We start from the raw sequence: 12,954 nt of genomic DNA on the forward strand, positions 1-12,954 counted from the left end.
ACAGCGGTCGGAGTGACAGCGGCATTTTCGGGAGAGCCTGCATGAAATCCAGGGCGCGCAAGTTGGCGGCGATTTCGCTGATCCTCGCCCTGCTATCGTTCGCTCCTGCTCGTGCGCAGACCTTCGACGAGGCGCAGGTGCGGCAGGGCGACCATATCATCCGGGATTTCCGGTTTCGATCGGGGGAGAATCTCCCCGAGCTCAAGATGCATTATCGCACCATCGGCTCGCCACATCGCGACGCCAAGGGGCGCATCGACAATGCCATCATGATCCTGCACGGCACCGGCGGCTCGGGTGCGCAATTCCTCCAGCCGCAGTTTGCGGAGGAATTGTTCGGCCCCGGCCAGCCGCTGGATGTCACTCGTTATTTCATCATCCTGCCCGATAATATCGGCCATGGGGCTTCCTCTAAGCCCAGCGACGGCCTGCGCATGCGCTTCCCGCATTATGACTATGACGACATGGTCGAGGCGCAGCGCCGGCTGCTGACCGAAGGGCTGAAGGTCGATCGGCTTAGGCTGATCTTCGGAACCTCGATGGGTTGCATGCATATCTTCGTCTGGGGCGAGCAGCATCCCGGTTTTGCCCGCGCACTGATGCCGATGGCCTGTCAGGCGGCGGCGATTGCCGGCCGCAATCGACTGTGGCGCAAGGCGGCGATGGACGGTATCCGCGACGATCCGGCCTGGAAGGACGGCAATTACGACACGCAGCCCTTGCTAGGGTTGCGCACCGCCTCCAGCATCTCGGTAATCGTGGGATCGGCGCCCTGGTATTTGCAGGTCCATTACCCGACACGCGACGCCGCCGACGTCTATTGGAAGGAGCGGTTCGAGCGCGACATCGCAAACCGCGACGCGAACGATTTCCTGTATCAGATCGATTCGTCACGCAATTACGATCCATTGGCGGAGCTTGAGAAGATCAAGGCGCCCATGACCTGGGTCAATTCCGCCGACGACTTCGTCAATCCGCCCGAGATGGGCATGGCCGAGACAGCGGCGAAGCGCATCAGCAACGCCCGCTATGTCCTGATACCGGCATCGCCCGACACGCGCGGTCATGGCACGCACAGCTGGGCGAAATTCTGGAAGGAGGAACTCGTGTCCCTGCTGGAGCGCAGCTAGCGTGGGTCTGGAAGCGGTCGCATCCGGGAGACGATGCGCAATTCCGGAACTCTGGCCGACATTGCGACATTTGGACTATGTTCAACCTATTGTGGGGAGCGGGAAGTCCTATGTCCGGGCGATCGATGCTGAAGTTGGCGGCGCTTGCGGGGGCCATCGCCTTGGCAGCGCCATATGGCCTGTCGGCGCAAACGACGACACCAACCGATGCCGCACCGGCCAAGAGCAAGACACAGAGCGACGTCGAGGATGCCGCAAAGAAAGCCGGCACCATAGCCACGCAGCCGGTGCGCGACGTGGGTGCGGTGAAGCAGGAAATTCCGCCGGTGTTGGAGAAGGCCCAATCCGATCCCTATGGCATGACGGGAGCGGCCAACTGTACGCAGATCACCGCGTCGCTCCGTGAACTGAACGATGTGCTCGGTCCGGACCTGATTGGTCCCGGCAAGAAGGAGAATCGCACGGGCAAGCTGGCGGAGGCGGGCGGCAAGACGCTGGTGAACACCATCATCCCGTTTCGCGGGCTCGTCCGCGAGATTTCGGGCGCAGCACCCGCAGCCCGGCGGCTCAACGAGGCGGTCGATGCCGGGGTTGCCCGCCGCGGTTTTCTGCGCGGCCTGCACCGGGCCAAGGGCTGCCGCACGGCGATCGGATAAGACAGCATGATCCAGGCTTTCGGCAAAGGATGTCCGATGAACCACACGCTCCGCATCGCGCCTATCAGCATCCTGGCGTTGCTGGCGGCATGCAATTCATCCAGCCCCTCGGGCCAATCGAACGTGGTGGACATCGCGCCGGTCGATACTCCGCCCGAAACCAACATCATCGAAGCGGCCAATGCCGTCGCTACCGAACCGCCCGCCGGCGCGGTTAGGGAGGTCACTTATGCCTGCACGCCGGCGATGACGATCAGCGCGCGCTATGACAACAGCAACTCCAACGATCCCGAAGTGAAAGTTTCGGTGGGCGACAAGAGTTACAAACTCGATCTCGCACCTTCCGCCTCGGGCGCTCGCTACTTTACGGAGCATGGTCGCAGCGACGACATGACGCTGACCTGGTGGACCAAGGGGCCGGAGGCAACGCTCTACGAAGGCAAGAAGGGCGGCAACACCGAAGAGAAGAAAATTGCCACCTGCAGGGAGGCGGCCTGAGGCTTAATCGAAGGGACACCAACTGAAAATTCGTAATTAATATCAGTTACTTGCCTGCTTTCCGCACGCTCATCGAAAATGGGCGCGCGGCGCGCGACGTGCCCCATGTCCTGTCAGGTGTAGCCCGCATGGTGAAGCGCAATTCTCCGCCCGCCAGTAATTCCTCGTGGCGCAGATAGACGCGGTCGAGCGGTTTCCCGTTGAGCGTCACCCGGCCGACATAAGAATTGGCATCAGAGAGGCCATCCGCGATCACGCTGAACCGCTTGCCGCTGGGGAGCGTCAGCACTGCCCGATCGACGAATGGCCGGCCGATCACATATTCGTTCGATCCCGGCGCCACAGGATAGAAGCCCAATGCCGTGAAGACGAGCCAGGCCGACATCTGGCCGAGATCGTCATTGCCCGAAAGGCCGTCGGGCGCCGCCTTATACTGGCTTTCGACGATCTGCTTCAGCCGCTCCTGCGTGCGCCAGGGCTCGCCGGCATAGGCATAGAGATAGGCGACATGATGGCTCGGCTCATTGCCGTGGATATATTGGCCGATCAGCCCGGCAATATCCTCGGCATGGCTGTAATCCAGCTTCGAGTTGTCGAATTCGAACATCTGATCGAGCTTGCGGACGGCGGCCGCATCACCGCCGAGCAGGCCGAACATTCCGGCCTGATCCTGCGGCACGAACCAGGAATATTGCCAGGCATTCCCCTCGGTATAATCGCTGCCATAGTTGATCGCGGTCGGATCGAACGGCTCGCGGAAAGCGCCGTCAGCCTTGCGTGCGCGCAGGAAACCGGTCTTCGCGTCGAAGCTGTTACGCCAGTTGCCGGCGCGCCGTTCGAACTGCGCTGCCACGTCCTTGCGCCCCATCGCCTGCGCCATCCGCGCGATCGTCCAGTCATCATAGGCATATTCGACGGTCTTGGACGCGGCCTCCGGCTCCAGATCGATCGGCACGAAGCCCAACTTCATATAATGATCGAGCCCGCCATAGAGGCCGTAGCTGGCGCTCTTCACCATCGCATCCAGCGCGACATCGGCGTCGAAGCCACGCAGGCCTTTCAGCCAGGCGTCCGCGATCACCGGCACGGCATGATAGCCGATCATCGTCCAGGTCTCGCGCCCGTGGAATTGCCAGACAGGCAGGATGCCGAAGGGGCTCGTTTGCTGGCTGGCCAGCAGCGACTTCACGAAATCCACATTCCGCGCTTCGGGTTGAACCAGCAGCAAAAGTGGATGTTCGGCCCGGAACGTATCCCATAGCGAGAAGGTGGAGTGGAAAGTGAAGTCGCGCGCCTGATGCACCTGATCGTCCGGCCCGCGATAGCGGCCATCGGCATCCGAAAAGATGCTGGGCGCCATCAGCGCGTGGTAGAGCGCGGTCGTCACCATCCGCTTCATCGGCTGCGGCGCCTGGATTTCGAGAGTGCCGAGCGCCGCCTCCCAAGCCGCTTTGGTGCGCCCGGCGATCGCGTCGAAGCCGCCAGCTTCGCTTTCGAGATTGGCAATCGCCGCATCCTCGTCGACGCTGGAAATCGCGACCTTGATTTCGAGCGGGGACGACAGCGTCCCGAAGTCAAGCCGCCCGACGAGCGCACGCCCCTGCAGTTGCTGCACGTCATCGCGGCCACGGCCGGGGCCCTGGAAGCCCTTATAGGAGATCTTCTCCTCCCGATTATGGAAGGCGTGCCCCGCCAGCGGCGCATTGGCACGGATCGCGAAGAAGAGCTTACGGGCCGGCGCCCAGCCGCGTGTCTCACGCGATCCCGTGATCGTGCCGTCGGCACGGACGCGAACCGAGGACCACAGGATCTTGCCGGGATAATTGTAGAGCGAGCTTCTGAGATCGAGCACGAGATGCGCGGCTTTGCCGGCAGGAAAGCGGTAGCGATGGACACCGACGCGCGGCCCCGCGGTCAATTCCGCACGGACGCCGCCATCGAGCAGCGACACGGCATAATAGCCGGGCCGTGCGACTTCCTCGGCATGCGAGAAGCGGGAGCGATAGCCCGATCCCGGCGTCGCGGGATCACCCGGCTCCAGCGGCACGGCATCGCCGGCCACCGGCATGATCAGGAAATCGCCCAGGTCGGAATGGCCGGCGCCGGAGAAATGGGTCTGGGAAAAGCCCTGGATCGTCGGGTCGTCGTAGCGATATCCGGCAGCGTGGCCGTAACAGTCCCTGATCTGACAGGTCGTATCGGTATCGGGGCTGACCTGCACCATCCCGAACGGAGCGACCGCCCCAGGAAATGTATGGCCTTCGCCGCCCGTGCCGATGAAGGGATCGACACTGTCATAGGCCGTCTGCGCGACGACCGGGGTGGCGACAAGGCTGGTTGCGACAAGGACGGAGAGCGCACGACGTGGGAATATCAGCATCTTCCCCATAGAGCATGGCAGCGCCGCTCCTCCAAGCCGCTGCGCGCTTCCACGGCCGGATGCGGCCGAACACCTCGCCAAAGTCGGCGCCAGTAAATCCGCCGCGGCCGATCCGTTAGGCGGCTGTTTACGCTTCCGAAATGCCGATGCTTTATTGAATGAGGATAGTTCAGCCCTGCAGGAAGCCCACGATGGTCCGAGTCCGTTTCTTGCAGGATACAGAAAAGGAGGAGGGTGAGCCCACCGGACAGAGGCGCGGCATCTTTCAGAAACTGCCCTCGCTGATGGGCAAGCAAGCCACCGCCAATCCGTCGCTGCGCGGCGGCGATGAAGCCATTCTGCTACTACGCAGCTTTGAAGAGTCCGGTCAGGGCTGGTTCTGGTCAACCGACGAGGCCGGCCGGATCACCTACCTGACGGACAATATCGCCAAGATAATCAGCGACGATGCGCGATCCCCGCTAGGTTCCCTCTTCACCGACCATTTCGTGCTACCGGATGGTGAAGCGGCTTCCAGCCGGACCCTGCCCTTCATCATGGCCAAGCGGTCGAGTTTCGAGAAGATCACGCTGACCTCGGCCAATCCAGACGACGAGCGCTGGTGGGTGGTCTCCGGTGCCCCGCAATTCGACAAGACAGGCGCCTTCAAGGGCTATCGAGGGTCCGGCGTCGACATAACGGAGCAGCGCCGCGCTTCCGAACATGCGTCGCAACTGGCGATGTATGATCCGTTGACCGGTCTGCCCAACCGACTGCGCATGGCCAAGGCGCTTGAAGCGAGCCTGGTCGCACTGGAGCATCACAAGCGCCCCTGCGCCGTGCTGCTGATCGATCTCGACCGGTTCAAGCAGGTCAATGACACGCTCGGCCATCCGGCGGGCGACGCGCTGCTGAAGCAGGTGAGCGAGAGGCTGCTGCGGATCGTCGGCGACAGGGAGAAGATCTTCCGGCTTGGCGGCGACGAATTCCAGATCATCATGCCTGACTGCGAGGATCGCGGCATCATCGGCGCGCTCGCATCCGATATCATATCCTCGCTCTCCCAACCCTATTCGGTCGAAGGCAGTCGTTGCAACATCGGCGCCTCGATCGGCGTCGCAGTGGCGCCCGCGGACGGACAGACTCGCGAGGAACTGACCCGCAATGTCGACCTGGCGCTCTATGCCGCCAAGACCGACGGCCGCGGCCGCTTCCGCTTCTTTTCGAGCGATCTGCTGGAGGTGGCGGAAGACCGGCGGCTGCTGGAGGAAGATCTGCGCGATGCGCTGGCCAAGGGCGAGATACGACTGTTCTACCAGCCGATCGTCAACGCCCGCAGCAATTGCGTCACCGGCGTCGAGGCGCTCATCCGCTGGCACCATCCCGTGCGCGGGCCGGTTTCCCCTGCTCTGTTCATCCCGATCGCGGAGGAAGCGAACCTGATCGCCCCGCTCGGCGAATGGGTGTTGCGCAAAGCGTGCGAGGATGCGGCGAACTGGCCGGGCAAGCTTCGTGTCGCGGTCAATGTCTCGCCGATCCAGTTCACCAGTGAAATGTTGCCGAAGATCGTGATGTCGGCGCTCGCCGCCTCCGGCCTGCCCGCAAGCCGGCTCGAACTGGAGCTGACCGAAGGCATATTCCTGAGCGAATCCGCTGAAACCGATGGCATGTTCGAAACCCTGAAGGGCATCGGCGTTCGCCTCGCGCTCGACGATTTCGGCACCGGCTATTCCTCGCTCGGCTATTTGAAGACCGCGCCGTTCGACAAGATCAAGATCGACCAGAGCTTCGTGCGCGGCGCCACGGTTGCAGGCTCCCGCAACGGCGCGATCATCGCGGCGATCGTCGCACTGGCCAATGCGCTGGAGATGGAAACCACCGCCGAAGGCATCGAATCCCTCGATCAGCTCGATCTGATCCGCAATCTCGGCGTCAGCCACGTCCAGGGTTATGTCTACAGCAAGGCGGTCGATAACGACGAGTTGAGCGAGAGGCTGGAAACTGGCGACTGGGTGATCCCGCCGTCCGGCCCGGCCAAGCAGCGCAGTGATCGGCAATCGGTATATCGCAAGGCCGGCGCGATCGTTGGTGGCTATTATCACCCGGTCCTGATCCGCAATCTTTCCGAAACCGGCGCGTTGGTCGAGGCGCTGCCCGAGGTTCCGATCGATTCCCAGATCATCATGGATTTCGGCGACGGCCAGCTGGTCGCCGCCACGGTGCGCCGCGCGACCAAGGGCCAGCACGGCATCGAGTTCGGATCGCCTTTGGTGAGCGACGGCAATGGCGGGCTCTGCACCAGCCATCGGATTTCGCCTTATCTGCTGGGAACGCTGGGCCTCAGCACGTCCGGCCACGCCAGTTCGCATCCCCTGGCGGGTGGTGCCCACGGCCTGACGCTGGAACAGCTTGCGGGGAGAATCGGGCTAAGCCTGGCGGCGGCGCCCCGCCCCTCTTTCGCGTGGCAGGATATCGGTATCCTCGCCGCCGGGCGTCATGCGGTGGCGGATGGCCGGATCATTCCCACCGTCGAGCAATTCGCCCAACGCTATCTGGATCATCTGCGTGGCCATGGCCGCACGCGTGAAATCCACCAAAGCTATTTGCAGGATCATATCCTGCCAAAATTCGGCCGGTTCCGGCTGAACGAAATCGCGCGATCGGACATCTCGACCTGGCTTGCCGCAGCCAGGGAACGAGGCGGCGACGGCCCCAACACCGCCGCGCGGCTGCACGGCATCCTCGGCTATATGTTCACCATGGCCGGACGGTGGGGGGTTCCCGGCGCCGAGTTCAATCCGGTCCAACACCTTTCGCTTTCCGCATCGGATGGCGGACGGGATCGGGCACTGACCACGGAAGAGATGAACCGGCTGCGCAAGGCCGTCCACGCCAGCCATAACAGTCAGCTCAAACATATCGTTGCGCTGCTGCTGCTGACCAATTTGCGGGTGAGCGAGCTGCTCGGCGCGTGTTGGGACGACATCAATCTCGACATGCGGGTGTGGCGCGTCCAACGCGGCGATGGCGCGGCCGCGCAGATCAACCTTTCTGCCGCCGTCATCGACGTCATCGGCCAGTTGCCCCGCTGGGATGACTGCCCCTATGTGATCGCCAATCCGCGGACCAAAAAGCCCTATCGATCCTTCTTTTCGAGCTGGGATGCGGCACGCCGCAAGGCCGGCTTGCCGCATGTCAGCATTCACGACCTACGGCACAGCAACGCAAAAAGCTGGTAGGGACGGCTCCGGTCAGGACAGGCCCAGCATCCAGCGGGCAAGATCGACCGGCACTACGGGAGCATCGGGAAGGTTGCGCGCCAACTCCATCCGGTGCGCCAGTATCCAGCGCAAGCAATCCGCGCGGTTGTCGAACGCGGGGAAATCGGAAACGGTCGGTCGGAGGTCATGTTCGCTGACCAGATAGCGGGCGCCGCGATGGCAACCCGGCTTGCCGCGCCAGTCGCGCATCGGCGCCACCACCGCGGGCACCCAATGAGGGCGTCTCGGATCCAGCTCTTCCATGATCCTCTTCCCGTATTTTTATGGTGCGCAGCATAGCGGAATCGCTCGCACTGGAGAAGCTGTGCAAATTGCTATGGGTTGATGCAGGCCGGGCTTCATGGTCTATCGCCGACCATGAAGACCTCGCTCCGTCTGGCCCTGTGCCTTTCCGCCGCCCTCCTCCCCTCCATCGCCTCCGCCGCACCCGAACGGTTCACCGTGATCTTCGGTGGGCGGAATGTCGGCCACCTCAATGCCGATACGACCGGCGACAAGACCGTAATCGATTATGATTACAAGAATAACGGCCGTGGCCCGACGATCGCCGAGACGATCCAGGTGAACGCTCAGGGGTTACCGACCCAGTGGGCGATCAAGGGCGCCACCACCTTCGGTAGCAAGGTGAGCGAAAACTTCGCGCTGAAGGGCAGCCAGGCGACGTGGAGCGACTCCACCGGTCCCGGAAAGACCCCGATCAAGGAGCCGAGCCTCTATGTCGCGCAGGGCGCAAGCCCCTGGGCGTTGGGCCTCTATGCCCGCGCGCTGATGAAGGATGCCGATGGCACGCTGCCGGCCCTGCCCGGCGGCACGCTGCGGCTGGAAAAGGGTGAGGCGCTGCAGGTTGCGGGCAAGGCAGGCACGACGGCGGTAACGGCTTATGAGGTAGGCGGCATCGACCTCAATCCCGATACGATCCTGATGGACGAAAAGGGCGAGATGTTCGCCTACCTTACGCCTGATTTCATCATCATCCGCGAAGGTTATGAAGGCGAGGAAGAGCGGCTGCGCGGCCTTGCCGCCAAATGGTCGACCGAGCGCTATGTCGCCATCCAGAAGGACGTGGCCCACCGCTACGACGCACCGGTCCGCATCCGCAACGTGCGGCTGTTCGATCCCAAGACGCTGACGCTGACCGATCCGGTTTCGGTCGTCGTCAGCGGCCGTGAGATTGCGGCGGTCGAGCCGATCGACAGCCCGGCGACACCGGGCGAGGTGGCGATCGACGGCGCGGGCGGAACGCTGATCGCCGGCATGGTTGAGATGCATGCCCATATTTCGCAGGACGATGCACTGCTCAATCTGATCGCGGGCATCACCACCGTGCGCGACATGGGCAATGACAATGCCGTGCTCGACAAGCTGATCGATCGGATCGAAGGCGGCGTGATCGCCGGGCCGCGCGTGGTGCGCAGCGGGTTCATCGAGGGCAAGAGCCCGTTCAGCGCCAATAACGGAATCGTCGTCGACAGCGAGGCGGCCGCGGTGGACGCGGTGCGCTGGTATGCGGCGCGCGGCTATTGGCAGATCAAGATCTACAACAGCATGAACCCAGCCTGGGTGCCGGCGATGGTGGCGGAGGCGCACAAGCTCGGTCTGCGTGTCGCCGGCCACGTCCCCGCTTTCTCCAATGCCGACGCGATGATCGCCGCCGGCTATGACGAGATGACCCACATCAACCAGTTCATGCTGGGCTGGGTGCTGGAGCCGAAGGAGGATACCCGCTCGCTGCTCCGCCTCACGGCGCTACGGCGGCTGCGGACCCTGGACCTCAACAGCCCGAAGGTGCAGCAAACAATCAACGCCATGGTCGATCGCAAGCTCGCCATCGATGTGACGCTGGGCATCCACGAGATGTTCACGCTGGGCCGCGATGGCCAGGTGCCGCCGGGCGCGGTCGATTATCTCGATCATATGCCGGTCGGCTATCAGCGCGGCGCGAAGAAGGCGATGGTCGATACGTCAGCGCCGGGCGACGACGCTGCCTATCGTGCGGCCTTCGACAAGATCGTCGCGACCGTGAAGACCCTCAACGATCGCGGCGTGCTGATCGTGCCGGGCACCGATACCGGCGGTTCCTTCACCTATCACCGCGAACTGGAACTCTATCAGAAAGCCGGCATGACGCCCGCGCAGATCCTGAAGCGCGCGACGTTCGACATGGCCCACTATCTCGGGCGCGACCAGCAGTTCGGTTCGATCGAGAAGGGCAAGATGGCCGATTTCTTCCTGATCCCAGGCGATCCAACCAAGGATCTGAAGGCAATCAAGTCGATTGCAATGGTCGTCAAGGACGGGACCATCTATTTCCCGAGCGAGGTTTATCCCAAGTTCGGGATCAAGCCCTTCGCCGCGGCCCCCAAGGTGACGGTGCCCACCCGTCCCTGAATCCGCCCCGCCTGCCCAACCGTTTCCAAAGAGTCCTGCCCCGATGACCCCCCGTATTTTGCTTCTGCCTCTGCTTCTCTGTGCCGTCGCCACCCCCAGTTTCGCCGAAAATAGCGCGCCCGAAGCCGTGCCGGTGGTGGAGCGCATCCCCAGCCCGCGCGACGTCCCCTATCCCGGCACGATGACGCTGGACGTGGACGCCACGGACGTCGAACGCGCCATCTTCCGCGTGAAACAGGCGATCCCGGTCGCGCAGGCCGGGCCGATGACATTGCTCTTCCCCAAATGGCTGCCCGGCAAGCACGCACCACGCGGCGAAATCGAGAAGCTGGTGGGCCTGAAGATCATGGCCGGCGGCAAGGTGCTGACGTGGCGGCGCGACACTGTCGATGTCTACGCCTTCCACATTGACGTGCCGGCGGGCGCGAAGCAGTTGGACATCGCGTTCGACTTCGTTTCCGCGACCGACCGGGACCAGGGCCGCATCGTCATCACTCCCGCGATGATGAACCTGCAGTGGGAAATGGTCTCGCTCTACCCCGCGGGCTATTACACCCGGCAGATCCCGGTCAGCGCGACGGTGAAATATCCCGACGGGTGGAAGGCGGCATCCGGCCTGCCGTCCAAGGCGACCGGATCGACCTACCGCTACGACACGACCAATTATGAGACGCTGGTCGATTCCCCCGTGTTCGCCGGCAAATATTTCCGCCAGGACCAGCTTTCTCCACGCGTGCGGCTGAACATCGTCGCCGACGAGGCGAAGTTCCTGGAGGCCACGCCCGACCAGATCGCCGCGCATCGCCGGCTGGTCGATCAGGCGATCAAGCTGTTCGGCGCGCAGCATTACGACAATTACGAATTCCTGCTGGCGCTGACCGACGAGATGGGCAGCATCGGCCTGGAGCATCATCGCAGTTCCGAAAACGGCGTGAACCGCGAATATTTCACCGAGTGGAGCAAGGGTCCGGGCCGCCGCAACCTGTTGCCCCACGAATTCACCCATAGCTGGAACGGCAAATTCCGGCGCCCGGCGGGCAACTGGACCGCCGACTTCAGTACGCCGATGAACGACGATCTGCTCTGGGTCTATGAAGGCCAGACGCAATTCTGGGGCTATGTGCTGGGCGCCCGTTCGGGCCTGTTCACAAAGGCGGAAACGCTAGAGGCACTGGCGGCGATCGCGGCCAATCTCGACGTTCGCCGCGCCCGCGACTGGCGGGCCTTGCAGGACACGACCAACGATCCCGTCATCGCCGCGCGCCGGCCGAAGGGCTGGCTGAGCTACCAGCGGTCCGAGGATTATTACAACGAAGGCATGCTGGTCTGGCTCGAGGTCGACAGCATTCTGCGCGCGCGTTCGGGTGGGCAGAAATCGATGGACGATTTCGCCCGCGCCTTCTTCGGCCAGAAGGATGGCGACTGGGGCACCGACACCTACACCTTCGACGATGTCGTCGCGACGCTGAACGGGATCGTGCGCTACGACTGGGCAAGCTTCCTGCGCACGCGGCTGGACGAGAAGGCCGACGGCGCGCCGTTGAAGGGATTTACCGATGGCGGGTATCGCCTGGTCTATGGCGACGAGCCGACCAGCTTCAGCAAGGATGCCGAGCGCACATCTAAGACGATCGACCTCAGCTACTCGATCGGCCTGTCGTCAAAGGGCGGCGAGATCGTCCAGGTGGTCTGGGATGGCCCGGCCTTCAACGCCGGCCTTTCCGTCGGCAGCCGCATCGTCGCGGTGGGCGACCGCGCTTATTCGGACGACCGACTGAAGGACGCGATCCGTGCCGCCAAGGGGAGCAAGCAGCCGATCCGCTTGATCGTCCAGTCGGGCGATCGTTTCCGGGATGTGGACATCGCCTGGAACGGCGGCCTGCGCTATCCGCGGCTCGAACGCACGGGCGTCGGCGCTTCGACGCTCGACGTGCTCCTCCAACCCAAGCCCTGAGATCAGCGGGCGGCGGGTGAGGCCTCGCGCACGGCATGGCCGCCCGGCCGGGCAGCCTCCCCGCGGGAATAGGTGCCGACGAGCAAGCCCGCCGCCAGCACCTTGCCCGCCATCGCCTTCAACAGCGTCGAACGGCCCGGATGCCCGCTGATCGCGGGCGCCTCCGAAAGCGCGAAGAGCTGAAAGATATAATCATGGCTGCCATGGCCCGAAGGCGGGTCGGGCGGCAGCCAGCCTTCGCCGAACGCACTGTTGCGACCGGTATCGCCGGCGCCATCTAGTTTCTCAGACGAAACGATTGTCCCCTCGGCCAGTCGACGCTCCTCGGGGTCCATCCCCCAGACGATCGCATGGACGAGCGGGTTGGGCGCAGGCGCGTCAGGATCCTCGACGATCAGCACGAGGCTCTGCGTGCCTGCGGGGACATCGCTCCACACCAAAGGGGGGGAGACGCCCGCGCCATCGGCCGTGAACCGTTCCGGCAACCGCGCGCCATCCGCAAAGGCCGGGCTCGACAGGTTCATCGGCTTGCCGGTGATGGCAAGCTCCGGCTGGACGATGGCGAGCTTGGCATGGCCGGCGCGAACATTGCGCATCAGCGCCCCGATCCACTGCGGCAGATGTTCGAGCATCAGGCGATCCTCCCCTCGCGAGTCCAGTTTCAACTAGACCCTCAACGCCAATATAT

At 63.5% G+C, this 12,954-nt stretch carries 9 protein-coding genes; 6 read left to right on the plus strand and 3 right to left on the minus strand.

What is annotated here, in order from left to right:
* The first annotated feature begins 41 nt into the window (after positions 1-41).
* From ACFB49_RS09870 to ACFB49_RS09880, 3 genes are all read left to right on the plus strand, one after another.
* Complete coding sequence (locus tag ACFB49_RS09870) at positions 42-1,130, plus strand: alpha/beta fold hydrolase (RefSeq protein ID WP_380878962.1); 1,089 nt, start codon at positions 42-44, stop codon at positions 1,128-1,130.
* 110 nt (positions 1,131-1,240) lie between these two features.
* Complete coding sequence (locus tag ACFB49_RS09875) at positions 1,241-1,786, plus strand: hypothetical protein (protein WP_380878964.1); 546 nt, start codon at positions 1,241-1,243, stop codon at positions 1,784-1,786.
* A 36-nt stretch (positions 1,787-1,822) separates the two neighbouring features.
* Positions 1,823-2,284, plus strand: coding sequence for an MliC family protein (locus ACFB49_RS09880; RefSeq protein ID WP_380878966.1), 462 nt, complete (start codon positions 1,823-1,825; stop codon positions 2,282-2,284).
* A 46-nt stretch (positions 2,285-2,330) separates the two neighbouring features.
* Here ACFB49_RS09880 and ACFB49_RS09885 read toward each other — a convergent pair whose 3' ends face one another.
* Positions 2,331-4,664, minus strand: a complete 2,334-nt coding sequence (locus tag ACFB49_RS09885) for a GH92 family glycosyl hydrolase (RefSeq protein ID WP_380878969.1) — start codon at positions 4,662-4,664, stop codon at positions 2,331-2,333.
* A gap of 284 nt (positions 4,665-4,948) precedes the next feature.
* Here ACFB49_RS09885 and ACFB49_RS09890 point away from each other — a divergent pair, with 284 nt between their 5' ends.
* On the plus strand, positions 4,949-7,882 hold the full coding sequence (locus tag ACFB49_RS09890; RefSeq protein WP_380878971.1) for an EAL domain-containing protein: 2,934 nt from the start codon (positions 4,949-4,951) through the stop codon (positions 7,880-7,882).
* Between the two features lie 12 nt (positions 7,883-7,894).
* On the opposite strand, the gene ACFB49_RS09895 is transcribed toward ACFB49_RS09890, so the two are convergent.
* A complete protein-coding gene (locus ACFB49_RS09895) occupies positions 7,895-8,167 on the minus strand; it encodes a hypothetical protein (RefSeq protein WP_380878973.1) in 273 nt (90 codons plus the stop codon).
* 114 nt (positions 8,168-8,281) lie between these two features.
* On the opposite strand from ACFB49_RS09895, the gene ACFB49_RS09900 reads away from it, so the two are divergent.
* Entirely contained in the window at positions 8,282-10,312 is a 2,031-nt protein-coding gene (locus ACFB49_RS09900; RefSeq protein ID WP_380878975.1) for an amidohydrolase family protein, read from the plus strand.
* 43 nt (positions 10,313-10,355) lie between these two features.
* Positions 10,356-12,266, plus strand: a complete 1,911-nt coding sequence (locus tag ACFB49_RS09905) for a M61 family metallopeptidase (RefSeq protein ID WP_380878977.1) — start codon at positions 10,356-10,358, stop codon at positions 12,264-12,266.
* A gap of 2 nt (positions 12,267-12,268) precedes the next feature.
* On the opposite strand, the gene ACFB49_RS09910 is transcribed toward ACFB49_RS09905, so the two are convergent.
* Complete coding sequence (locus ACFB49_RS09910; RefSeq protein WP_380878978.1) at positions 12,269-12,898, minus strand: YbhB/YbcL family Raf kinase inhibitor-like protein; 630 nt, start codon at positions 12,896-12,898, stop codon at positions 12,269-12,271.
* Positions 12,899-12,954: the final 56 nt, after the last annotated feature.

The sequence above is a fragment of the Sphingomonas sp. DBB INV C78 genome (assembly GCF_042693015.1).
GTDB lineage: Bacteria > Pseudomonadota > Alphaproteobacteria > Sphingomonadales > Sphingomonadaceae > Sphingomonas_E.

Excerpts from the sequence above, each read along its gene's own strand:
- ACFB49_RS09870 (WP_380878962.1), top strand. The coding sequence starts at position 42 with ATGAAATCCAGGGCGCGCAAGTTGGCGGCGATTTCGCTGATCCTCGCC.
- ACFB49_RS09875 (WP_380878964.1), top strand. The coding sequence starts at position 1,241 with ATGTCCGGGCGATCGATGCTGAAGTTGGCGGCGCTTGCGGGGGCCATC.
- ACFB49_RS09880 (WP_380878966.1), top strand. The coding sequence starts at position 1,823 with ATGAACCACACGCTCCGCATCGCGCCTATCAGCATCCTGGCGTTGCTG.
- ACFB49_RS09885 (WP_380878969.1), bottom strand. The coding sequence starts at position 4,664 with ATGCTGATATTCCCACGTCGTGCGCTCTCCGTCCTTGTCGCAACCAGC.
- ACFB49_RS09890 (WP_380878971.1), top strand. The coding sequence starts at position 4,949 with ATGGGCAAGCAAGCCACCGCCAATCCGTCGCTGCGCGGCGGCGATGAA.
- ACFB49_RS09895 (WP_380878973.1), bottom strand. The coding sequence starts at position 8,167 with ATGGAAGAGCTGGATCCGAGACGCCCTCATTGGGTGCCCGCGGTGGTG.
- ACFB49_RS09900 (WP_380878975.1), top strand. The coding sequence starts at position 8,282 with ATGAAGACCTCGCTCCGTCTGGCCCTGTGCCTTTCCGCCGCCCTCCTC.
- ACFB49_RS09905 (WP_380878977.1), top strand. The coding sequence starts at position 10,356 with ATGACCCCCCGTATTTTGCTTCTGCCTCTGCTTCTCTGTGCCGTCGCC.
- ACFB49_RS09910 (WP_380878978.1), bottom strand. The coding sequence starts at position 12,898 with ATGCTCGAACATCTGCCGCAGTGGATCGGGGCGCTGATGCGCAATGTT.